We start from the raw sequence: 21,339 nt of genomic DNA, 5'->3' as shown, positions 1-21,339 counted from the left end.
TCTTGATTACCTCAGTTTCAGGGTGGCAAGGCCGACGAGCACCAGGATCACAGTGATGATCCAGAAGCGCACGATCACCCGGGGTTCGGGCCAGCCCTTGAGTTCGAAATGGTGATGGATCGGCGCCATGCGAAACACGCGCTTGCCAGTCAGCTTGAAGCTCGCCACCTGGATCATCACCGAGAGGGTTTCCATCACGAACACGCCGCCCATGATGAACAGCACCACTTCCTGGCGAACGATCACGGCGATGGTGCCCAGCGCCGCGCCGAGCGCCAGCGCGCCGACATCGCCCATGAAGACCTGAGCCGGATAGGTGTTGAACCAGAGAAAGCCGAGGCCGGCACCGATCAGCGCGCCGCAGAAGACGATCAGCTCGCCCGCACCCGGCACGTAAGGAATGAGCAGGTACTCGGCAAAATTCACGTTACCGGAGAGGTAGCAGAAGATGCCCAGACCGCCGCCGACCATGACCGTTGGCATGATCGCCAGGCCGTCGAGGCCGTCGGTCAGGTTGACCGCGTTGCTCGAGCCGACGATGACGAAGTAGCTCAACACGACAAAACCAATCCCGAGTGGAATCTCGATGTGCTTCAGGAGCGGCAGAATAAGCGTGGTTTCGACCGGTGTCTGCGCAGTCATATAAAGGAAGACCGCGGCGCCGAGGCCAAAGACCGATTGCCAGAAATACTTCCAACGGCTCGGCAAGCCACGGGAGTTCTTCTCGATCACCTTGCGATAGTCATCGACCCAGCCGATCGCGCCGAACAGCAAGGTCACCGCAAGCACCACCCAGACGTAGCGATTGGACAGATCGGCCCAGAGCAAGGTGCTGATGCTGATGGCGCTGAGGATCAGCGCACCACCCATGGTCGGCGTGCCGGATTTGGACAGGTGCGACTGCGGACCGTCGGTACGCACGGACTGGCCAATCTGGCGCATCTGCAACGTACGGATCAGCCAAGGGCCCATCCACAGCGACAGCACCAGCGCGGTGAGGACGCCGAGAATTCCACGCAGCGACAGGTACTGAAAGACCGCGAAGCCTTTGTGGAACTGTTGCAGATACTCGGCGAGCAGCAGCAGCATCAGTGTTTCTCCATGGATGGCCCAGCAAGCACATCGACGACTTTGTCCATCGCCGCGCTGCGCGAGCCCTTGATCAGAATGGTGGTACCGCTGCCCTGTTCGGCTCGCAGGCTGTCGATAAGACTGGCCTGGTCGGCGAAGTGCCGAGCGCCTGGACCGAATGCCTGAATTGCATGGGCCATCAGAGGCCCGACGGCATAAAGCGTGTCGATCTTGCCAGCGGCATAGGCGCCGACGTCGCGATGGCCCTGCTCGGCCCACTCGCCCAGCTCGCCCATATCGCCAAGTACAAGGATGGTGCGACCGGCAAAGCTGGCCAGCACGTCGATGGCGGCGCAGATCGATGCCGGATTGGCGTTGTAGCTGTCGTCGATCAGGCGCACGCCGTTGGCCAGCATTTGCGCCACGGCTCGGCCTTCGACCGGTTGCAGGCTTTCCAGCCCCTCCACCACGGCCTCGGCCTCGATACCCAGCGCATAGGCTGCCGCGGCTGCCGCCAAGGCGTTGGCCACGTTATGCCGGCCCAGCAGATTGAGCTGGGTGCGAAGATTGCCCAGCGGGCCAGTCAGCACGAAATTCGGGCAGCCACGCTGGTCGTAGGCGATCGACCCGGCGGAGAAATCCACGAGGGGGTCGTCCAGGCCGAACGATACGATGCGTTTGCCCGCAGCGCGCTCGGCCCAGATCGAATAGGCCTTGTCGTCACGGTTGAGCACCGCGGTGCCGGATGCGTTCAGGCCATCGAGAATCTCGCCCTTGGCCTCGACGATCCTGTCCGGGCCACCGAACTCGCCGACGTGGGCGGTGCCCGCATTGGTAATTACGCTGACATCCGGGCGCACCAGATCGACGGTGTAGGCAATATCGCCGGGCCGCGAAGCGCCGAGTTCGATGACGGCGCTGCGATGACTGGTGCTCAACTCCAACAGCGTCAGTGGCGCACCCAAGTCATTGTTGAGGTTGCCGCGAGTGGCCAGTACGGCGTCCTGGCCATGGGCGCTGCGTAGAATGCTGGCGAGCATTTCCTTCACGCTGGTCTTGCCGCTGGAGCCGGTGATCGCTGCGACCGGACCGTTGAATGCGGCGCGATTGAGCGCACCGAGCTGCCCAAGCGCCAACCGGGTATCGGCAACGACCAGCTGCGGCAGGCCTGCATCTGCAACTTCACGCTCGACCAGTGCTGCAACGGCGCCTTTGGCGGCGACGTCCGCCAGATAGGCATGACCATCGAAGCGTGGCCCGGTCAGCGCGATGAACAGCTGGCCAGGTTCGATGGCCCGGCTGTCTGTGCTGACGGCAGTGAAGCTGGCACTCGCTCCGACCAGGCGGCCAGACAGCGGTAGCTGCAATTCGCTCAGGCGCATCGACTCAAGCATCGGCCTTCTCCCAGACGGACAGCGCCCTGCAGGCTTCCTCGAGATCGGAGAACGGCAAGCGTTCGCCGCGAACCTCCTGATAGTCCTCGTGACCTTTGCCGGCCAGCACGACCACATCTTCCGCTCGCGCGGCAGCGATCAGACTGGCGATTGCCTGCGCGCGGCCATGACTGAAAGTGACCGCCGCAGGATTGCTGAACCCCGAACGGATACCCTCGAGAATCTGTTCCGGCGCCTCATTGCGCGGATTGTCATCAGTGACCACGACGCCGTCGGCCAGCCGCTCCGCGACTTCAGCCATCAGCGGGCGCTTGCCGGTATCACGATCACCGCCGCAACCGAACAGACAAAGCAGCCTGCCGCGCGCGTGTGGACGCAGCGCGGTGAGGACTTTCTCCAGCGCATCGGGGGTATGTGCGTAGTCGACCACGATCAGCGGATGGTCGCCGCCACCCAGCCGCTGCATGCGGCCGGCGGGGCCTTGCAGTTCAGGCAGCACGGCCAGAATTTCGTCCAGCGGATAGTCCATGCCAAGCAGAGCGCCGACGGCGGCCAATACATTGCTGACGTTGAAACGCCCGAGCAGCGGACTGCGCAACGAGCGCTCGCCCTGCGGCGTGATCAGCCGAGCATGAATGCCGTCGTCGTCGAGACGCGCTTCAGCGCAGAACAGGTAGGCCGTAGGGTCTTCCAGGCTGTAAGTGATCAGGCGCGACTCGCGCTCCTCGCCGGCCAGCACGCGGCCAAAGGCATCGTCGAGGTTGATTACCCGACAGCTCAGCCCGGGCACCTCGAACAGGCGCGCCTTGGCAGCACCGTAAGCATCCATGCTGCCGTGGTAATCGAGGTGGTCACGCGACAGATTGGTGAACACGGCGACATCGAAATCCAGGGCCGCGACGCGCCCCTGATCGAGACCATGCGAGGACACTTCCATCGCTACCGCGCGAGCACCCTCTTGTTTGAGGTTCGCCAGTGTCGCCTGCACGCCGATGGCGTCCGGCGTGGTGTGGCGTCCCAGTTCCAGCTGTCCGTGGAATCCGGTGCCAAGCGTGCCGATGATTCCGCAGGGCTCGCCGAGCCGATCGAGCGCCTGGGCAATCAGCTGGCTGACACTGGTCTTGCCGTTGGTTCCGGTCACACCGACCACACGCAGGCTGCGGCTGGGCTCGCCGTAGAAGCGGCCGGCAATCGCCGACAGCTGTTCTGCCAGATGCAGCACCGGAACCATGACTGCGTTGCCGGTCAGTGACTGGTCGAGGCCTTCTGCCTCATAAGCGACCGCGGCCGCGCCACGGACGACGGCATCCTGTATGTGATCGCGACCATCGAACTGCAGACCCGGTACAGCGAGGAACAGGTCTCCGCCGCGAACTTTGCGACTGTCGAGTGTCAGCTCACGGATCAGCACGTCGCTGCCGGCCTGAGGCAGCAGGTGATTCAATGGCATCGGCATCAGATACGCCCTCCCTTGCCCTTTGCCGCTTCGGCGGTCTGCAGCTCGGCAGGCGGCGGCAGATTGTCCGGCGCGACGTTCATCAGCCGCAGGGCGCGCGCCATGACCTTGCCAAACACCGGTGCCGCGACCAGTCCGCCGTAGTACTGTCCTTTGCTCGGCTCGTCCACGACGATCACCGCAGCGATGCGCGGATTGGAAAGCGGCGCAACCCCGGCGAAGAACGAGCGATAGGCATCTTTGGTGTAGCCGCCGGTGCCGGAAATCTTCTTCGCGGTACCGCTCTTGCCGCCTACGTGATAGCCCGGCACCTTGGCACGAGCGCCGCCGCCACCCTCGTCTTCCACGACCGCACGCAGCATCTGCAGAACAATGCCGGAAATCTCTTTGTCAATGACCTGCACGCCGTCCTGGGTGCGATCCAGACGCAACAGAGAGAGCGGCACATTGCTGCCCTGGTTACCCAGCACGGCATACGCATGCGCCAACTGAACGGCAGTCACCGACAGGCCATAGCCGTAGGCAAGCGAAGCCGTCTCAGCGTCTCGCCACTTGCGATGATTGGGCAGATTGCCGACGCGCTCGCCGGGGAAACCCAGCCCGGTATCCTGGCCGAAACCGGCCTTTTGCATCACCGCGTATACCGGCTCGGCGCCGATATCCAGGGCGATCTTGCTGATGCCGACGTTGCTCGACTTCATCAGAATCCCGGTCAGCGTCAGCATGCCACCACGGGAGACATCACGAATCGTGTAGCGGCCGATACGCATCCATCCGGGCAAGGTATTGACGACCGAATCCGGCTGATATTTGCCGGTACCCAGTGCCGCCGCGATGCTGAAAGGTTTGACGGTGGAACCGGGCTCGAAGACGTCGATCATGGCGCGATTGCGCATTGCAGCGGGCTGCAGATTGCGCCGATTGTTCGGGTTATAGGTAGGCTGGTTGGCCATGGCGAGGATCTCGCCGGTCTTGACGTCGACCATCACCAGGCTGGCGGCTTTGGCACCGTACTCCTGCACGACGTTGCGCAGCTCGCTGTGCGCGAGGTACTGCAGGCGCAGATCGATCGACAATGCCATCGCCTTGCCGGCCTTAGCGTTCTTTACGACCTGAACGTCCTTGATCAACCGCCCGCGACGATCCTTGAGCACCTGACGCTTGCCTGGCACACCAGCCAGCCACTCGTCATACGCGAGTTCCATGCCCTCACGGCCACGATCATCGATATCGGTGAAGCCGACCACATGGGCAGCCACTTCGCCAGCCGGATAGAACCGACGGAATTCTTCTTGCGCATAAACGCCGGGGATCTTCAGGTCGAGGACTTCCTGCCCCTGCTCCGGGGTAAGTCCGCGCACCAGATAGATGAACTCGCGCGACGCCTGCGACCTGAGACGCTCGCTCAGCGTGGCAGCATCCTGACCCAGCGCCTTGGCCAAGTCCGGCCAACGCGATTTTGCTGTCTGCAGCTCTTTGGGATTGCCCCACAACGTGGTAACCGGCGTGCTCACCGCGAGCGGTTCACCGTTGCGATCGGTGATCAGACCACGATGCGCAGGAATCGGGATATGCCGAACGCTGCGCGCATCCCCCTGCCCCTTGAGGAAGCCCTGATCCATCACCTGCAGATCGACGATACGCCAGACAATCGCACCGACCAGCAGCGCCAGCAGCGTGAGCACGATACGAAACCGCCACGGATACAGCGCACCTTGAAGGGTCATGGCTTCACCAGCCTGACGTCTGCCGCTTCGGGGATGTGCATGTGCAATTGCTCGGTCGCCAACGTCTCGATGCGGCTGTGCGCAGTCCAGGTGCTCTGTTCGAGGATCAACCGCCCCCACTCGGCCTGGGCCTTGTCACGCACGCTAAGCTCACCGTAGAGCTCGTTGAGCAACTGACGATTCCAATGCGCCGAGTAGGCAACTGCGATCGCCGACAGCAGGACACTGACGAAGAGCACCAGCATCAACAGGCTGCCGCTGGGCATGGAGCGCATTACCTTGGTCACCGCAGCTTCTCCGCCACGCGCATTACCGCACTGCGCGAACGCGGGTTGCCCTTGACCTCGGCATCGGAAGCGTACTGCGGCTTGCCGAGCAGCTTGAGGCGCGGCTCGAATGCCTTCGGAATGATGGGCAGGTCGCGTGGCAGCTTGTCCGCCTCGCCCTTGGCGTGGCGGCGCATGAACTGCTTGACGATGCGGTCTTCCAGCGAATGAAAGCTGATGACCACCAGCCGGCCGCCCACTTCCAGTGCCTCCAGGGCTGCATCAAGGCCATGCTCCAGGTCGCCAAGCTCATTGTTGATGTAGATGCGCAGTCCCTGAAACGCACGAGTCGCCGGATTCTTGCCCTTCTCCCAAGCGGGGTTGGCCTCAGTCAGGACCTTGGCGAGGTCGGCGGTACGCTCGAAAGGCGCCGCTTCGCGGCGCTGCACCACCGCACGAGCCATGCGCTTGGCGAAGCGCTCTTCGCCATAATCCTTGAACACCCGGGCGATCTCATCTTCGTCGGCGTGCGCTATCCAATCGGCCGCACTGACGCCTCGGCTAGGATCCATGCGCATGTCCAGAGGACCGTCGTTAAGAAAACTGAAGCCGCGCTCGGGGTCGTCCAGCTGCGGTGACGAAACGCCCAGATCCAGCAAAACGCCACTGACGGTTCCGCTCCAGCCGCGCTGCGCCACCTCTTCGCCAAGTTCGGCAAAACTTCTCTGCACAACGACAAAGCGGCCGTCCTCGGCCGCCAGTGCTTGCCCCGTAGCGATGGCTAACGGATCCTTGTCGAATCCTAGCAATAGGCCATCAGGCCCAAGCTGCTGAAGCAGTAGCCGGCTGTGACCACCCCGCCCAAAGGTGCCATCCAGATAGCGTCCGTCCGGGCGCACGTTCAGCGCCGCGACGGCTTCGTCGAGCAACACGGTGATATGTCGCAAGCTGCTGATCTGGTTCACAGGATTAGGTCACGTAGTTCTTCCGGCAGACCGCCGGGTTGCTTGATGGCCGCCAGGTCCGCGTCAGAAACCGCGTTCCAGTCGTCCTCGTTCCATAGTTGAAACTTGTTCAGTTGCCCTACCAACATCGCGCGCTTGTCCAGCCGGGCGTACTCACGAAGACGCGGTGGCACCACGACGCGCCCACTGCCATCCATCTCCAGATCGACAGCATTACCAATCAGCAGGCGTTGCAGGCGACGGGCCTCTTCACGCAAGGAGGGCAATTCGCGGAGCTTGGCTTCGATCAGCTCCCACTCGGGCAAGGGGTAAATGCACAAACAACGGTCCACGGCGTCGATCGTGATGATCAGCTGGCCATCGCCACGGGAATTCAGCTCGTCGCGATACCGGCTGGGCATGGCTAGCCGGCCTTTGGCGTCGAGACTGATGGCGTTAGCTCCGCGAAACACGGCTGCGCTTCCCCTGAATTAGCTATCCATGCCCATATTTACCCACTTTCTGCCACTTCCTACCACTTGTGCGCACTATAGAAACGCAGCCGCCCCACCGTCAAGGCGAGCCAGACGGGAAAAAGCCTTACGGAGCGGCAATTTAGCGACGTTGAGAGGTAATTCGAGCGGAGAATGCGAAGAGGACTGGAAGCATCTTCAGAGACAACAGCGAGTTGCTCAACAAAGTTAAAGTACTTTGTTAAGAGCAAGAATGTTTCGGAATTAAAAATGGGGTATTGCTAAGGAAGAAAAGAGGAGAGTCGATCTGTAAGCCGGGTTCTGTCGAGGACAGCCATTCCTCTACGACAGCCATCGCTGACTGCCTCTAGCAACCTACCCGGATCCAGCGCGGGCCACGCCGATGGATCCCTATTTGGTCTTGCTCCAAGTGGGGTTTACCTAGCCACGGACTGTTGCCAGCCGCGCGGTGCGCTCTTACCGCACCTTTTCACCCTTACCGGCACCGAAGTGCTTAGGCGGTTATTTTCTGTGGCACTTTCCGTAGGCTCGCGCCTCCCAGGCGTTACCTGGCACTTCGCCCTATGGAGCCCGGACTTTCCTCCCTCCCTTTTTGCGGAACAAAAAGAGACAGCGACTGTCCGATCGACTCTCCAGGCGCCAGAGTATCGCCGCAACGCTCTGCCTGCAAGCTCACCAGGCGGCACGAGGCCCAGGCCCACCTCCTATTTGCGTTCCAGCGCCGCCTGGTACAACAGATTCTTGCGCACACTGGTAATATCGGCTGCGATTGCGGCCGCCCGCTTGAGCGGCATTTCTGCCAACAGCAGATCGAGCACCCGGAGCGCCTCTGCGCTCACCGCGCTCTCGTCTAGCGGAGCATGCCAACCCTCTACAAGCACCACGCACTCGCCGCGCTGCTGATTGCTGTCGGCCTCGACCCACGCGTGCAACTCGCTCAGCGGCAGCCCTTTCAGCGTTTCGAACGTCTTGGTCAGCTCTCGGCCGAGCACGGCAATTCGATCGCCACCGAACACATCTCGAAAGTCACCAAGCGATTCCAGTATGCGGTGCGGAGCTTCGTAGAAGATCAGCGTACGCGGCTCTTCTTTCAGTGCTTCGAGCCGTGCACATCGTGCAGCTGCCTTGGCAGGCAGAAAGCCTTCGAAGATGAATCGATCCGAGGGCAACCCAGCCGCCGACAGTGCGGCGATCAGCGCACAAGCACCCGGCACCGGCACCACTGCAACCCCAGCAGCACGCGCCTGGCGCACCAGGTGATATCCCGGATCGGAAATCAACGGCGTACCCGCATCGGAGATCAGCGCGACATCCTCTCCACCTTGCAACCGCCCGATGAATCGCCCCCCCTCTTCACGCTCGTTATGCTCGTGGCAAGCTGCCAGCGGCGTCTGAATACCGAAGTGCGCGAGCAACCGAGACGAGTGACGGGTATCCTCCGCGGCTATCAGCGACACCTCTCGCAGCACCCGCAGCGCTCGGGCACTGATGTCCTCCAGATTGCCGATCGGCGTTGCGACGACATAAAGCGTCCCCATTCCGGAATTCGCACCACCGCTGGCAGTCACAAGGGCTTACCTCTGTCACGGAAATGCGCATTGTAGCCCGATTCACCGCCGCAACATCGCCGCCACTTCAGCGCTTGGGTACAATCCGCCAACACTCGCCAGTGCTTTCAGGAACGATCAAACAATGGCTTGCTTACGCCCCCTTCTACTCCTGTGCGTCGCAATCATGCTCGCAGCTTGCGCCAGCTCTCCCTCTTCGACATTGGGCGAACTGCCTCGCACACCACAGGCTTCCACCCAGCAACTGCTGGAGAAAGCCGACCAAAGCGACCCCGAACAAGCCGTGCAGCTGCGCCTGGCCGCCGCCGACCAGAGCATCCAACAGGGCAACCATGCCCAGGCTCGCAGCATTCTGGAAAAGGTTCAGCTGGATACACTGAAACCAGCGCAGCAGATCTTCGCATTGACACTGCAGGCCGAAATCGCACTAGCCGATGGCAAACCTGAACAAGCCGAGCAAGCTCTGCAGCACCCTGCGTTCGAACGCCTGGGCGAGCTACCAGTGGCGCAGCAGGTTCGTAGCCAGCTGGCGCGGGCGGAAGCGCTGGAGGCGACCGGCAAGCCCCTCGCTGCTGCGCGCGAACGGGTTTTCACTGCTCCACTCCTGAGTGGCGAGCAAGCCAGAACCAACCACGAAGCCATCTGGAAACTCATATCCGCACTTCCCGAGCAGCAACTGCAAGGCGCGGCAGATGACGATCTCGCCGGCTGGCAGTCGCTGGCGCTGTCACTGAAACGCGCCGGCACCGTTGCCCAGCAACAGCGCGCCATTGACGACTGGATTGCACAAAACCCCCAGCACCCTGCCGCAGAACAGCTCCCTGAGCCACTACAGAAACTTCGTGAGCTGGCCGATCAGCCCCTGAACAACATCGCACTGCTGCTCCCCATGGACGGCCAGCTGGCAAGCGTCGCTCGCGCCCTGCGTGACGGCTTCCTTGCGGCACACCTGCACGCGCAGCAATCCGGCCAGGCGCTGCGCATCGAGCTTTATGACAGCACCCGCATGACCTCCATCGACGAGTTCTACAGACAGGCCCAGGCTGCCGGCGTACAGCTGGTCGTGGGCCCGCTGGAAAAGGATCTGGTGCGCCAACTGGCCGAGAGGGATCAGCTGCCGATCACGACACTCGCCCTGAACTACAGTGACGCCGGCCAGAGCACCCCGCCCCAGCTGTTCCAGTTCGGCCTGGCTGCCGAGGACGAAGCCCGCGAGGTCGCCCGCCGCGCATGGGCGGACGGCCATCGCCGCGCCATCGCACTGGCTCCTCGCGGAGACTGGGGCGGGCGGATTCTGGATGCCTTCCGCCAGAGCTGGGAAGAAGCCGGCGGAACACTGGTTGCAGCCGAGCCATTGGCCGAGCCCGTGCAACTCGCCAACCAGATCGCCGATCTGCTGCAACTGCGCAATAGCGAGAGTCGTGGCGGACGGGTCAGCAGCATCACTGACGCCTCGACGAGCAACCAGCCCACTCGCCGGCAGGACGTCGACTTCCTGTTCCTGGCAGCCACTCCGCAGCAGGCCCAGCAAGTCCGACCCACCCTGATCTTCCAATATGCGGGCGACCTTCCGGTATACGCCACCTCTCACCTGCATGCGGCCAGCCACGATCGCACCCAATACCTCGACCTCGAAGGCATTCGTTTCGCAGAAACCCCTTGGCTATTGAACGACCAACTTCCATTGCGCCAGGAAGTCGAGCAGAAATGGCCGCAGGCGGGCGGCAGTTTGGGTCGACTGTACGCAATGGGTGCGGACGCCTACCTTCTCGCGCCGCGGCTGAATCAACTGCTGGCACTTCCGGATACTCAACTCGACGGCCTCTCCGGCACGCTCAGCCTGAACCCGCAGCAGCGCATCGAGCGTCAGCTTCCATGGGCCGAGTTCCGCGACGGCGAGATCCAGCGCCTGGACAACATGCAGTAATGAGCGACAGCCAGAGCAGCGGACGCTCTGCCGAAGCACTCGCGTTGCGTCACCTGTGCGATCAGGGCCTGCGCCTGCTGACGCGCAACTGGTCCTGTCGCAGCGGCGAGCTTGATCTGGTCATGCTCGACGGCGATACAGTAGTATTCGTCGAGGTCCGCTACAGGCGCTACGCCGCCTGGGGTGGCGCCCTTGAAAGCATCGATGCGCGCAAGCAGCAGAAGCTGATCAAGGCTGCCCAGCTCTTCCTGCAGAAGGAAAGCCGATGGGCCCGGAGCCCTTGTCGCTTCGACGTCGTTGCGATCACATCAGCCGGGCAGACCGAGAATCTGAACTGGATCCGCAACGCATTTGATAGCTGAACGATTCATTACGCAGCGACTGCTGCACGATGCCGCCCAGCCCTAGCGAACCGCAAGCGCATACCGGCGCGATAGCCGGAGGCGCTTGCAACCTTTAAGGTCGAACACAATGGACATGCAAACCCGAATCCGCCAACTGTTCCAGGCCAGCATCGAAACCAAGCAGCAGGCCATGGAAATCCTAGCCCCGAGCATCGAGCAGGCCGGCCAGGCGATGGTCAATGCCCTTCTTAGCGAAGGCAAGATTCTTACCTGTGGCAACGGCGGCTCCGCCGGCGACGCGCAGCATTTCTCCTCCGAACTGCTCAACCGCTTTGAGCGTGAGCGGCCGAGCCTTCCCGCCATCGCTCTGACCACCGACAGCTCGACGATCACCTCGATCGCCAACGATTACAGCTACAACGAAGTATTCTCCAAGCAGATCCGCGCCCTGGGTCAGCCAGGCGACGTATTGCTTGCGATCTCTACAAGCGGCAATTCCGCCAACGTGATCCAGGCCATCCAGGCAGCTCATGACCGGGAGATGCTGGTAGTGGCACTGACTGGACGGGACGGCGGCGGCATGGCGTCTCTGCTGCTGCCAGAAGACGTCGAAATCCGCGTACCAGCCAAGGTAACCGCCCGCATCCAGGAGGTGCACCTGCTGGCTATCCACTGCTTGTGCGACCTGATCGACAACCAATTGTTCGGAAGTGAGGAATGAACGTGCCCCGCCTGCCTGTTATCGCCCTAGGCCTGTGTCTGGCCGTCAGCGGCTGTAGTTCGGTACTGACCGCAACCCGCGACGATCCAATTGCCGATAACCGCGGCACCCGCACCATCGGCAGCAAGATCGACGACTCGCTGATCGAGACAAAGGCTGCGGTCAATATCGCCAAGGCCCACCCCGACCTTGATCAGGGCTCGCACATAGTCGTAGCGAGCTACAACGGCGTCGTACTGCTGGCCGGACAGACTCCGCGCGCAGAACTCAAGGAAACGGCCGAACGAGCTGCAGGCAGCGTGCAGCGCGTCAAGCGCGTCCACAATGAACTGCAGATCCTGCAGCCCTCCTCTGCACTGGCACGCAGCAACGACTCTTGGCTGACCACCAAGATCAAGACCCAGATGCTCGCAGATAACAGCGTGCCGGGCTCGCGGATCAAGGTGATCACCGAAAACGGCATTGTCTATCTGCTGGGCCTGGTTACCCGCCAGGAAGGCAACCGCGCAACCAACCTCGTTCAGAGCGTCAGTGGCGTGCAGCGTATCGTCAAACTGTTCGAATACATCGACTGACCGACTTTGGCGCCCGATAGGCCCGGGCGCCGCGCTCGCCTACTTGACCACCTTCAAACTCGGACGTCCGCCCGGCCGCGGCGCGTCGTCACCACCGCTCTCGCTTGGCGCATCGTCGTCCGGCGGCGTCGGCTCGATCTCGAACACCATGCCCTGCCCATTTTCCCTGGCATAGATGGCCATCACAGCAGCGGACGGTACGTTCAACGAGTGAGCAACGCCACCGAAACGCCCCTCGAAGCTGATCGCCTCATTATCCATGTGCAGGTGGCGTATGGCGCTTGGCGCAACGTTCAGCACGATCTGCCCGTCACTGGCGAACCCGGCAGGGACCTGCACGCCGGGATAATCGACGTTGACCAGCAAGTGCGGCGTGCAATCATTGTCCACGATCCACTCGTAGAGCGCCCTGACTAGATAGGGGCGACTTGAATTCATGGGAACCCTCTCTCAGCGCATGTTGCGCTCGACGGCGGAAAGACTGGCCTGAAAGGCCTCGCGAGCGAAACTGCGCTCCATATAGTCAAGCAACGGCTTGGCAGCTCGAGGCAACTCGATACCGAGTCTGGGCAAACGCCAGAGGATAGGCAACAGGCAGCAGTCGACGAGACTGATCTCGTCACTCATGAAATACGGCTTTTCCGCGAATATCGGCGACACGCCGGTCAAGCTTTCACGAAGCTCTTTGCGCGCCTGCGCGCGCTCCGGCTCAGCGGTACGCTGGTCAAGGATACGGTCGGCCAGCGAACACCAATCTCGCTGAATGCGATGAACCAGCAGGCGAGTATTCGCCCGCGCAACCGGATACACCGGCAATAAGGGGGGATGGGGGTAACGCTCTTCCAAGTACTCCAGAATCACACTCGACTCATACAGTGCCAGATCGCGATCCACCAGCGTCGGAACACTGGCATACGGGTTCACCTCGGCCAGCTTGACCGGACACTGCCCCGCCTCGACGTCAAGTATGTCCACACTGACGCCTTTCTCTGCGAGCACGAGACGAACGCGATGGGAATAGTGGTCGGCGGGATCGGAGTAGCAGCCCAACCGATTGGTTGCAGCCATAGGTCCTTCCTCACTCTTTTATCTTGAAGCAGAAAAAACACGCGCGCCCAGAGGGCGCGCGCAGGGTACAGCAGTTGGAACGTGCAGCTTAGTGAACGTCTTTCCAGTACTCACGCTTGAGCAGGTAAGCGAACACGAAGAACACCGCCAGGAACAGCAGCACATAGGTACCGATGCGCTGACTCTCCAGCTTGACCGGGTTTGCCGAATAGGCAAGGAAGGTCACCAGGTTCTTGATCTTCTCGTCATACTCGGCCTCGGAGAGCGTGCCGGTACCAGGCTCGATGACCATCTGATCGCATGCCTCTTTAGTGATCGGCGTGCCGGTCAGAGGATCAAACTGCTTGCGACCGTCTTCGACCACCTGCACCTGCTTGCAGCCCATGACGCGACGCCCCTGAAGCGGAGCCAAGACGTGCGGCATACCGACGTTCGGGAAGACCGTATTGTTGACGCCATAAGGGCGGGCCGGATCTTCGTAGAAACTGCGCATGTAGGTGTACAGCCAGTCGTTGCCGCGAACGCGAGCAACCAGGGTCAGGTCCGGCGGAGCAGCACCGAACCAGACCTTGGCGTCATCAGGCTTCATGCCGATCTTCATGTGATCGCCAAACTTGGCATCAGCAAAGACGACGTTGTCCATCATGACCTCTTCGGGAATACCGAGGTCAGTGGCAACACGCTCATAACGCTGGTACTGCGCGCTATGACAACCCATGCAGTAGTTGGCGAAAGTCTTCAGACCGTCCTGCATGGCCGCTTTGTCAGTCAGGTCGATATCGACCTTATCCAAGTGCACCTCGGTCCCTGCAGCGGAGGCAAAGACCGGCAGGATTGCAAGAATCAATGCAGCAAATTGCTTTTTCATCAGCCAGCCACCCTTTGCGGAACCACTTTGGTCTTCTCGAGCTTGGTATAGAACGGCATCAGGATGAAGTAGCCGAAGTAGATAGCAGTACATATCCGCGCGAGCAGAGTGCGCTCTGGAGTCGGTGCAAGTACGCCAAGCACGCCGAGAATGATGAAGGATACACAGAACGCCAACAGCGTTACTTTGCTCATCCAACCCTTGTACTTCATGGATTTGACCGGGCTTCGATCCAGCCAGGGCAACACGAAGAGCACTGCGATCGCCGCCCCCATGGCAATAACGCCAAGCAGCTTATCCGGCACCGCGCGCAGAATCGCGTAGAACGGAGTGAAGTACCAGACTGGAGCAATGTGTGCCGGAGTCTTGAACGCGTTCGCCACTTCGAAGTTCGGCTTCTCAAGGAAATAGCCGCCCATCTCAGGGAAGAAGAACACGACCGCACAGAAGACGAAGAGGAATACTACGACACCGACAATGTCTTTAACGGTGTAGTAAGGGTGGAACGGGATGCCATCGAGCGGCACGCCATTCTCATCCTTGGTCTTCTTGATATCGACACCCATCGGGTTGTTCGAGCCAACCTCGTGCAGCGCCAGGATGTGCAGAACGACCAGGCCAAGAATGACGATTGGCAGCGCGATCACGTGCAGCGCGAAGAAGCGGTTCAGCGTGATGCCTGAGATGAGGTAGTCACCGCGAATCCACTGGGTCAGGTCACCACCGATGACCGGAATGGCACCAAACAGCGAGATGATTACCTGGGCACCCCAGTAGGACATCTGCCCCCAAGGCAGCAGATAGCCCATGAAGGCCTCAGCCATGAGCGCCAGATAGATCATCATGCCGAAGATCCACACCAGCTCGCGCGGCTTCTGATAGGAGCCGTACAGGATCCCACGAAACATATGCAGATAGACCACCACGAAGAACGCAGACGCGCCCGTGGAGTGCAGGTAACGGATGATCCAGCCGTACTCAACGTCGCGCATGATGTATTCGACGGAGGCGAACGCGCCCTCAGCCGAAGGCTCGAAGCTCATGGTCAGCCAGATACCGGTAAGAATCTGATTGACCAGTACGAGCAGCGCCAGCGAACCGAAGAAATACAGGACATTGAAGTTCTTGGGGGCGTAGTACTTCGAAAGATGGTCTTCCCACATCTTGGTCGCGGGGAAGCGGGCGTCGACCCATTCCATGAACTTGCTCATCAGGCGTTCTCCTGGTCCACACCGATGATGATTACATTATCGGTCTCGTACGAGTGCGGGGGCACCGGCAGGTTCAAGGGAGCTGGCTGCGACTTATAGACGCGACCGGCCATATCGTATTTGGAACCATGGCAAGGACAGAAATACCCACCAAGCCAATCGGCACCGAGATCGGCCGCAGCCACCTCAGGACGGAAGGACGGCGCACAGCCGAGGTGAGTACACAGACCGACCACCACGAGCAACTCGGGCTTGATCGACCGGTTCTTCGGATCGACATAAGCAGGCTGCTCGGAAGCCTTGGACTCGGGATCGGCTACCTGGCCGGCAACCTTCTCCAGATTTCCGAGGACCTCGTCGGTCCGACGCACGATAAATACCGGCTGACCGCGCCACTCGGCGACCATCTGCTGTCCCGGCTCGATCTTGCCGATATTTACCCTTACCGGCGCACCGGCAGCCTTGGCCTTGGCACTCGGGAACCACGATCCCACAAACGGGACCGCAGCACCCACCGCTCCTGCAGCGCCCACCACCGAAGTGGCGGCCACAAGGAAGCGACGCCGGCCTGCATTCACGCCGTCATTGCTCATTCAGTCGTCTCCCATCAGCTTCTTATGGCCTGCTTGACGCAGGCATGTACCACGTAAAATTGGGCCGCGAAAAATTCGCCAAATGGTAAAGAAAAGGCCTTCCTCTGACAAGGTAATAGCCTGTCACATAAGTCCAAATGCCCGGCCTTCAGGCTTTCCAGCGCGCGACACACTGTCGCACCGCCATATAAAAACGCACCCAAAAAAAAACGCCCAGCTCCGAACGAAACTGGGCGTTTCTTTTGAAAGCGCGATTAGCGCTTGGAGTACTGCGGACGCTTGCGCGCTTTGCGCAGACCGACCTTCTTACGCTCCACTTCACGAGCGTCGCGAGTGACGAAGCCAGCCTTACGCAGCGGACTGCGCAGGGTTTCGTCATACGAGATCAGAGCACGAGTGATACCGTGACGAATGGCACCGGCTTGACCACTGACACCACCACCGAGAACGGTGACGTAGATGTCGAACTTCTCGACAGTCTCAGTCAGCTCCAGCGGCTGACGAACGACCATGCGGGCAGTTTCGCGACCGAAGAAGTTATCCAGCTCACGGTTGTTGATGGAGATCTTGCCAGTGCCCGGGCGCAGAAAGACGCGCGCGGTTGCAGTCTTGCGACGGCCAGTGCCGTAATTTTGAGTCGCCGACATAATGAACTATTCCGTTAAATCTTCAGTTCTTGGGGCTGCTGAGCGGTGTGCGGGTGGCTGGCACCCTTGTACACCTTCAGCTTACGATACATGTCGCGACCCAGCGGGTTCTTCGGCAGCATGCCTTTGACCGCGGTCTCGATCACACGCTCGGGCGCCTTGGCGATCAGCTTCTCGAAGCTGATCGACTTGATGCCACCCGGGAAACCGGAGTGAGAGTAGTACACCTTGTCTGTAGTCTTGGCACCAGTCACACGCACTTGCTCAGCGTTGATCACGACGATGTAATCGCCAGTATCCACGTGAGGGGTGTATTCCGGCTTGTGCTTGCCACGCAGGCGGCTAGCGATTTCGGTTGCCAGACGACCCAGGGTCTGGCCGGCAGCGTCGACGACGAACCAGTCGCGCTTGACGGTTTCCGGTTTAGCAGTAAATGTCTTCATTCGTTATAGCCTCAGGGGCCGCCCTGAAAATAAGACGGCGAATCTTACTGAATGGTGCTCGCCCTGGCAAGGCCAGGACAGCCGGAAACAGACGCTATCGGGGGCTCGGGTCAGCGCGTCCGCCACGGCAGTGGTTCGGTAGGCTAGGCATCTCCTACCTTTAGGTTGCGTCGACAGGCTAGGCATCCCCGGCGACAGGCTGCGGAATTATCCTGATTACCAGCAAAATAGCAACCGACATTTATAGTTATCGAATTCCGCTACACCCACCCTCAAGCAGGCACAGCCCACCAAATAGCGAGCCTCACTCCAGATATCTGCCAGCGTGACATCCAGGGCACTTCGGATACGTCGAACACTCTCATGAGCACAAGCCGTCCCGTCTTCGTTAAGCTCTTCGGCACTCAGTCTCAGATCACGCGAGGTATTGCATGGAATATCGCTCACTCGGCCGCACAAATCTGAAAGTCAGTTCACTGTGCCTCGGCACCATGACATGGGGAGAACAGAACGACCAGGCCCAGGCATTCGCCCAGATCGACCGCGCGAAGACTGCCGGCATCAACTTCATAGATACGGCCGAGATGTATCCGGTGCCGCCGCGCCCGGAAACCTACGCAACCACTGAGCAATACATAGGAAATTACTTCCAGAGCCGGGGCGACAGAGCCGACTGGATCATAGCCACGAAGATCGCGGGACCCGGAAACGGCATTACACACATTCGCGGCGGTCAACCCAAATTCAATCGCGAACAGATCCGCACCGCGCTCGATAACAGCCTTCGGCGTCTGCAAACCGACTGGATCGACCTGTACCAGCTGCATTGGCCGGAACGCAGCACCAACTTTTTCGGGCAGCTGGGCTACCGACATCAAGAAGGCGACTTCACTCCACTGGAAGAAACTCTCGAAGCGCTCGATGCCGAAGTCAAAGCGGGCAGAATCCGCCACATCGGACTGTCCAACGAAACGCCTTGGGGCGCGATGAAATACCTGCAATTAGCCGAAGCTCGCGGCTTGCCGCGTTCGGTTTCGATACAGAACCCTTATAACCTGCTCAATCGCAGTTTCGAGGTTGGCCTGGCGGAAATCAGCATCCGTGAACAATGCGGCTTACTCGCGTACTCGCCACTGGCATTCGGCATGCTCAGCGGCAAATACGAAAACGGTGCTCGCCCTGCCAGCGCGCGCCTCACGCTCTTTGAACGCTTCGCACGTTATAACAACCCCCAGGCCAAAGCCGCATGCTCTCGGTACATTAAACTGGCTCGCGAGCATGGGCTGGATCCAGCACAGATGGCGCTTGCCTATGTCACAGCGCGACCCTTCGTCACCAGCAATATCATCGGCGCGACATCACTAGAGCAACTTGAGTCGAATATCCGTAGCGCCGAAATTACGCTCTCAAGTGAAGTGCTAGCCGCAATTGAAGCGATCCACACAGAACAGCCGAATCCAGCCCCCTAAGCCCCTTCGAGAAGCACCGACGGCTGCGCGCCGGCAACAACGGGTACAAAGGAATCACTAGTATGATCGCCGCCCACCTGCTTGCTCCATCCAGCCTGCTGGCAGGCTGGATAATCTATGTGATCGCGCTGTTATGGGCGGCCTGGCGAGCTCCCTGGGTCGAGCTCTTCAGTGATACTCGCCGTCAGCACTTGCTGTTCGGCGCAATGCTTTCGATCTTTCTGCTCTGGCTGGTGCGAAGGGACTTCGATTCGGGCCTTTCATTCCACTTCATTGGGCTGACAGCCGTCACCTTGTTGTTGGACTGGCCACTGGCAATCATCGCCGCCCTCATCGCCCAGGTCGGCCTGACACTGACAGGCCATCAACAAGTTGCAGCCCTGGGCATGAACGGCATCCTGCTGGTCTTGATCCCAGTGCTGGTCACGGTTGTATGCGCGCGGCTCGTCGAACGCGCCCAACCCCGCAATCTGTTCGTCTTTATTTTCTTCGCTGGATTCTTTCCAGCGGCGCTCGCAGCATTGGCGTGCATCCTGGCATCGCTCGGCGTACTGCTACTAGATGGTCGCTACCCGATGCCGCCTTGGCTGGCGGATTTTGCCGGCTACCTATGGCTGGTCATGTTCCCCGAAGCCTTCATCAACGGCACAGCCATTACTGCCCTGGTGGTTTTCTACCCGGACTGGATGGAAAGTTTCAATCAAAGCCGCTATCTGCAGGCGCCATGGAAAGAAGACAAGTAGCGTCAAAGCGCTAGTGCTCGCGCGGAGGCATGTCACCGGAGAACAGATCATCCTCGAGCTCATCGCCTGGAATCGCGTGCGCTTCCGACGCCCAGGCACCAAGATCGATAAGCTTGCAACGATCGGAACAGAACGGCCGGCTTGGGCTTTGTGGCCCCCACTCTACCGGCGCTCTACACGTCGGACACTCAACTATCGCAGCGGTCATACCTGCCCTCCTCGTAACGTCAAATAAAAGCGGTGCAATCGCTCGACCTCCGACCCTAGCCACGACAGATCTCGATCATTTACCAGCACATCATCGGCATGTTGCAGGCGCGCTTCACGACTGGCCTGCGCCTTGAGAATCGCCCGCACCTGCTCCTCACTGACTTGATCACGTGCCATCGTGCGCGCAACCTGGAGTGACACAGGGACGTCCACAACCAGCACACGATTGACCTGACGGTACTGCCCTGACTCGATCAGGAGCGGAGAAGCCATGATGGCGTAAGGCGACTCAGCCAAGGCGAGATGCCTGGCGATCTCAGCTCGAATCAGAGGATGCAGCAGCTGTTCCAACCACTGCCTGTCGGCCGGGTTATCGAATATACGCTCACGCAGCCCTTTTCGATCCAGAGAGCCGTCCGTGAGCAAGATGCCTGAGCCGAAGCGCTCGGCAATCTGCAGCAACGCTGGCCGCCCCGGCTCGACCACCCAGCGCGCCGCCTGATCGGCATCGACGACATGTACGCCCAGACTGGCGAAGCGATCCAGCACCGCGGTCTTGCCACTACCAATGCCGCCAGTCAACCCGAGAATCCAGGGTTTCATTGCAACCACACCCAGACTAAAAACAGGACGCGCAGTAGTAACTACTCAGCCTGCGAAGCGCAAGCCCAGAACGTCTTTCGTTAAGAGTACAAGTCGGCGGAACGGCTTTCGACTCAGCAATAGTGTCCGACTTAGAAGCGCGCGAACTGGAGATAGCTCTCGGTAATCCAGTCACCCCAAAGCAACGCGATCCAGCCGGCGATCGCCAAGTAGGGACCGAAAGGGATGGGCGTGCTGCTCTCGGCGCGCTGCACCCGCAACAGGATTGTGCCAAGAACAGCCCCAACCACCGACGACAGTAGGATGGTAAGTGGTAACACCTGCCAGCCACCCCAAGCTCCTAACATCGCAAGCAGTTTGAAATCGCCATAGCCCATACCTTCTTTGCCGGTGACCAGCTTGAACAGCCAATAAACCGACCACAGGCTCAGATATCCCGCTACCGCTCCCCACAGTGCACTTTCAAGCGATACGAACAAGCCGAAGCTGTTCAGGATGAGACCAAGCCACAACAACGGCAGAACCAGCGAATCGGGCAGCAACTGATGATCGATATCGATCATGCTCATCGCCACCAATCCCCAGGTCAGCAACAGCATTGCTCCAGCCTGCCAGGTGAAACCGAAATGCCAAGCGACATAGCCAGAAAGCAGGCCGCACGCCAACTCCACAAGGGGGTAGCGACTACTGATCGGCGCCCGGCAGGACGAGCACTTGCCACGCAAGGCCAGCCAGCTGACCAAGGGAATATTCTCCCAAGAGCGAATCTGATGGTCGCAGCGCGGGCACCGCGAGCTTGGCAGCAGCAGATTGAAGCGCCCACTGATCGCCTCCGGCGGGCACTCGAGATACTCAAGCGCCTGCGCGCGCCACTCACGCTGCATCATGATCGGCAGGCGATAAATCACGACGTTGAGGAAGCTGCCGATCAACAAGCCCAGCAAAGCAGCGGACAAAACAAAGGCCAGCACGTGGCTGGCCAAGAATGTAGACATAA

24 protein-coding genes and 1 other RNA gene are annotated in these 21,339 nt (G+C 60.3%); 6 read left to right on the top strand and 19 right to left on the bottom strand.

The window, feature by feature from the left end:
- Window positions 1–6: 6 nt before the first annotated feature.
- The 9 genes from mraY to rsmI all read right to left on the bottom strand — a co-directional run bounded on the left by mraY (window position 7) and on the right by rsmI (window position 8,920).
- Window positions 7–1,089 carry a phospho-N-acetylmuramoyl-pentapeptide-transferase gene (gene mraY, locus CW305_RS16870; RefSeq protein ID WP_023444292.1) on the bottom strand — a complete coding sequence of 361 codons (1,083 nt, stop codon included), beginning with the start codon at window positions 1,087–1,089 and terminating at the stop codon, window positions 7–9.
- Entirely contained in the window at window positions 1,089–2,465 is a 1,377-nt protein-coding gene (locus CW305_RS16865; protein ID WP_104098461.1) for a UDP-N-acetylmuramoyl-tripeptide--D-alanyl-D-alanine ligase, read from the bottom strand. The genes mraY and CW305_RS16865 overlap by 1 nt, the downstream gene beginning before the upstream one ends.
- Window positions 2,458–3,921 carry a UDP-N-acetylmuramoyl-L-alanyl-D-glutamate--2,6-diaminopimelate ligase gene (locus tag CW305_RS16860; protein WP_104098460.1) on the bottom strand — a complete coding sequence of 488 codons (1,464 nt, stop codon included), beginning with the start codon at window positions 3,919–3,921 and terminating at the stop codon, window positions 2,458–2,460. The genes CW305_RS16865 and CW305_RS16860 overlap by 8 nt, the downstream gene beginning before the upstream one ends.
- The gene (locus CW305_RS16855) at window positions 3,921–5,648 is read right to left on the bottom strand and encodes a peptidoglycan D,D-transpeptidase FtsI family protein (RefSeq protein ID WP_104098459.1); all 1,728 of its coding nucleotides are present in this window, start codon (window positions 5,646–5,648) and stop codon (window positions 3,921–3,923) included. The genes CW305_RS16860 and CW305_RS16855 overlap by 1 nt, the downstream gene beginning before the upstream one ends.
- Window positions 5,645–5,923, bottom strand: a complete 279-nt coding sequence (ftsL, locus tag CW305_RS16850) for a cell division protein FtsL (protein WP_218857949.1) — start codon at window positions 5,921–5,923, stop codon at window positions 5,645–5,647. Before ftsL ends, CW305_RS16855 begins: the two co-directional genes overlap by 4 nt.
- Before the next feature lie 8 nt (window positions 5,924–5,931).
- Window positions 5,932–6,879 carry a 16S rRNA (cytosine(1402)-N(4))-methyltransferase RsmH gene (gene rsmH, locus CW305_RS16845; RefSeq protein WP_023444854.1) on the bottom strand — a complete coding sequence of 316 codons (948 nt, stop codon included), beginning with the start codon at window positions 6,877–6,879 and terminating at the stop codon, window positions 5,932–5,934.
- Window positions 6,876–7,331, bottom strand: coding sequence for a division/cell wall cluster transcriptional repressor MraZ (gene mraZ / locus CW305_RS16840; RefSeq protein ID WP_003302783.1), 456 nt, complete (start codon window positions 7,329–7,331; stop codon window positions 6,876–6,878). Before mraZ ends, rsmH begins: the two co-directional genes overlap by 4 nt.
- Window positions 7,332–7,625: 294 nt before the next feature.
- Window positions 7,626–7,984: RNase P RNA component class A (gene rnpB / locus CW305_RS16835), an RNA gene on the bottom strand.
- A gap of 72 nt (window positions 7,985–8,056) precedes the next feature.
- Complete coding sequence (gene rsmI / locus CW305_RS16830) at window positions 8,057–8,920, bottom strand: 16S rRNA (cytidine(1402)-2'-O)-methyltransferase (RefSeq protein ID WP_031297482.1); 864 nt, start codon at window positions 8,918–8,920, stop codon at window positions 8,057–8,059.
- 124 nt (window positions 8,921–9,044) lie between these two features.
- Between rsmI and CW305_RS16825 the strand changes: the two genes are divergently transcribed.
- The 4 genes from CW305_RS16825 (at window position 9,045) to CW305_RS16810 (ending at window position 12,487) form a co-directional block, all read left to right on the top strand.
- Window positions 9,045–10,847 (top strand): penicillin-binding protein activator, encoded by a 1,803-nt coding sequence (locus tag CW305_RS16825; RefSeq protein WP_031297484.1) that lies wholly within the window; start codon window positions 9,045–9,047, stop codon window positions 10,845–10,847.
- Window positions 10,847–11,209 carry a YraN family protein gene (locus tag CW305_RS16820; RefSeq protein WP_014821349.1) on the top strand — a complete coding sequence of 121 codons (363 nt, stop codon included), beginning with the start codon at window positions 10,847–10,849 and terminating at the stop codon, window positions 11,207–11,209. Before CW305_RS16825 ends, CW305_RS16820 begins: the two co-directional genes overlap by 1 nt.
- Window positions 11,210–11,318: 109 nt before the next feature.
- Window positions 11,319–11,912, top strand: coding sequence for a phosphoheptose isomerase (locus CW305_RS16815; RefSeq protein ID WP_102831995.1), 594 nt, complete (start codon window positions 11,319–11,321; stop codon window positions 11,910–11,912).
- On the top strand, window positions 11,909–12,487 hold the full coding sequence (locus CW305_RS16810; protein ID WP_014821351.1) for a BON domain-containing protein: 579 nt from the start codon (window positions 11,909–11,911) through the stop codon (window positions 12,485–12,487). The genes CW305_RS16815 and CW305_RS16810 overlap by 4 nt, the downstream gene beginning before the upstream one ends.
- A gap of 39 nt (window positions 12,488–12,526) precedes the next feature.
- Here the strand turns inward: CW305_RS16810 and CW305_RS16805 are convergent, their stop codons facing one another.
- The 7 genes from CW305_RS16805 to rplM form a co-directional block, all read right to left on the bottom strand.
- Window positions 12,527–12,925, bottom strand: a complete 399-nt coding sequence (locus CW305_RS16805) for a ClpXP protease specificity-enhancing factor (protein ID WP_003302790.1) — start codon at window positions 12,923–12,925, stop codon at window positions 12,527–12,529.
- Between the two features lie 12 nt (window positions 12,926–12,937).
- Complete coding sequence (locus tag CW305_RS16800; protein ID WP_104098458.1) at window positions 12,938–13,555, bottom strand: glutathione S-transferase N-terminal domain-containing protein; 618 nt, start codon at window positions 13,553–13,555, stop codon at window positions 12,938–12,940.
- Between the two features lie 88 nt (window positions 13,556–13,643).
- Window positions 13,644–14,423, bottom strand: coding sequence for a cytochrome c1 (locus CW305_RS16795; RefSeq protein ID WP_014821353.1), 780 nt, complete (start codon window positions 14,421–14,423; stop codon window positions 13,644–13,646).
- Window positions 14,423–15,634, bottom strand: a complete 1,212-nt coding sequence (locus CW305_RS16790) for a cytochrome b (RefSeq protein ID WP_003302794.1) — start codon at window positions 15,632–15,634, stop codon at window positions 14,423–14,425. The genes CW305_RS16795 and CW305_RS16790 overlap by 1 nt, the downstream gene beginning before the upstream one ends.
- Window positions 15,634–16,227, bottom strand: a complete 594-nt coding sequence (gene petA / locus CW305_RS16785; RefSeq protein WP_003302796.1) for a ubiquinol-cytochrome c reductase iron-sulfur subunit — start codon at window positions 16,225–16,227, stop codon at window positions 15,634–15,636. Before petA ends, CW305_RS16790 begins: the two co-directional genes overlap by 1 nt.
- A 254-nt stretch (window positions 16,228–16,481) precedes the next feature.
- Window positions 16,482–16,874 carry a 30S ribosomal protein S9 gene (gene rpsI, locus CW305_RS16780; RefSeq protein ID WP_003302797.1) on the bottom strand — a complete coding sequence of 131 codons (393 nt, stop codon included), beginning with the start codon at window positions 16,872–16,874 and terminating at the stop codon, window positions 16,482–16,484.
- 14 nt (window positions 16,875–16,888) lie between these two features.
- Window positions 16,889–17,317, bottom strand: coding sequence for a 50S ribosomal protein L13 (rplM, locus tag CW305_RS16775; RefSeq protein ID WP_014821355.1), 429 nt, complete (start codon window positions 17,315–17,317; stop codon window positions 16,889–16,891).
- A 431-nt stretch (window positions 17,318–17,748) separates the two neighbouring features.
- Here rplM and CW305_RS16770 point away from each other — a divergent pair, with 431 nt between their 5' ends.
- Entirely contained in the window at window positions 17,749–18,786 is a 1,038-nt protein-coding gene (locus tag CW305_RS16770) for an NADP(H)-dependent aldo-keto reductase (protein ID WP_003302799.1), read from the top strand.
- Window positions 18,787–18,848: 62 nt separating this feature from the next.
- Window positions 18,849–19,529, top strand: a complete 681-nt coding sequence (locus CW305_RS16765; RefSeq protein ID WP_014821357.1) for an energy-coupling factor ABC transporter permease — start codon at window positions 18,849–18,851, stop codon at window positions 19,527–19,529.
- 10 nt (window positions 19,530–19,539) lie between these two features.
- On the opposite strand, the gene yacG is transcribed toward CW305_RS16765, so the two are convergent.
- From yacG to CW305_RS16750, 3 genes are all read right to left on the bottom strand, one after another.
- The gene (yacG, locus tag CW305_RS16760; protein ID WP_014821358.1) at window positions 19,540–19,737 is read right to left on the bottom strand and encodes a DNA gyrase inhibitor YacG; all 198 of its coding nucleotides are present in this window, start codon (window positions 19,735–19,737) and stop codon (window positions 19,540–19,542) included.
- Window positions 19,734–20,342: a dephospho-CoA kinase gene (gene coaE, locus CW305_RS16755; RefSeq protein ID WP_104098457.1), complete on the bottom strand. Its 609-nt coding sequence runs from the start codon at window positions 20,340–20,342 to the stop codon at window positions 19,734–19,736. Before coaE ends, yacG begins: the two co-directional genes overlap by 4 nt.
- A gap of 131 nt (window positions 20,343–20,473) precedes the next feature.
- Window positions 20,474–21,337 (bottom strand): prepilin peptidase, encoded by an 864-nt coding sequence (locus CW305_RS16750; protein ID WP_425444918.1) that lies wholly within the window; start codon window positions 21,335–21,337, stop codon window positions 20,474–20,476.
- Between the last annotated feature and the right edge of the window lie 2 nt (window positions 21,338–21,339).

It is taken from the genome of Stutzerimonas kunmingensis (assembly GCF_002929225.1).
Taxonomy (GTDB): Bacteria; Pseudomonadota; Gammaproteobacteria; order Pseudomonadales; family Pseudomonadaceae; genus Stutzerimonas.
The sequence above is the reverse complement of the archived record's forward strand: the minus strand, read 5'-3'. Positions and strand labels throughout refer to the sequence as shown.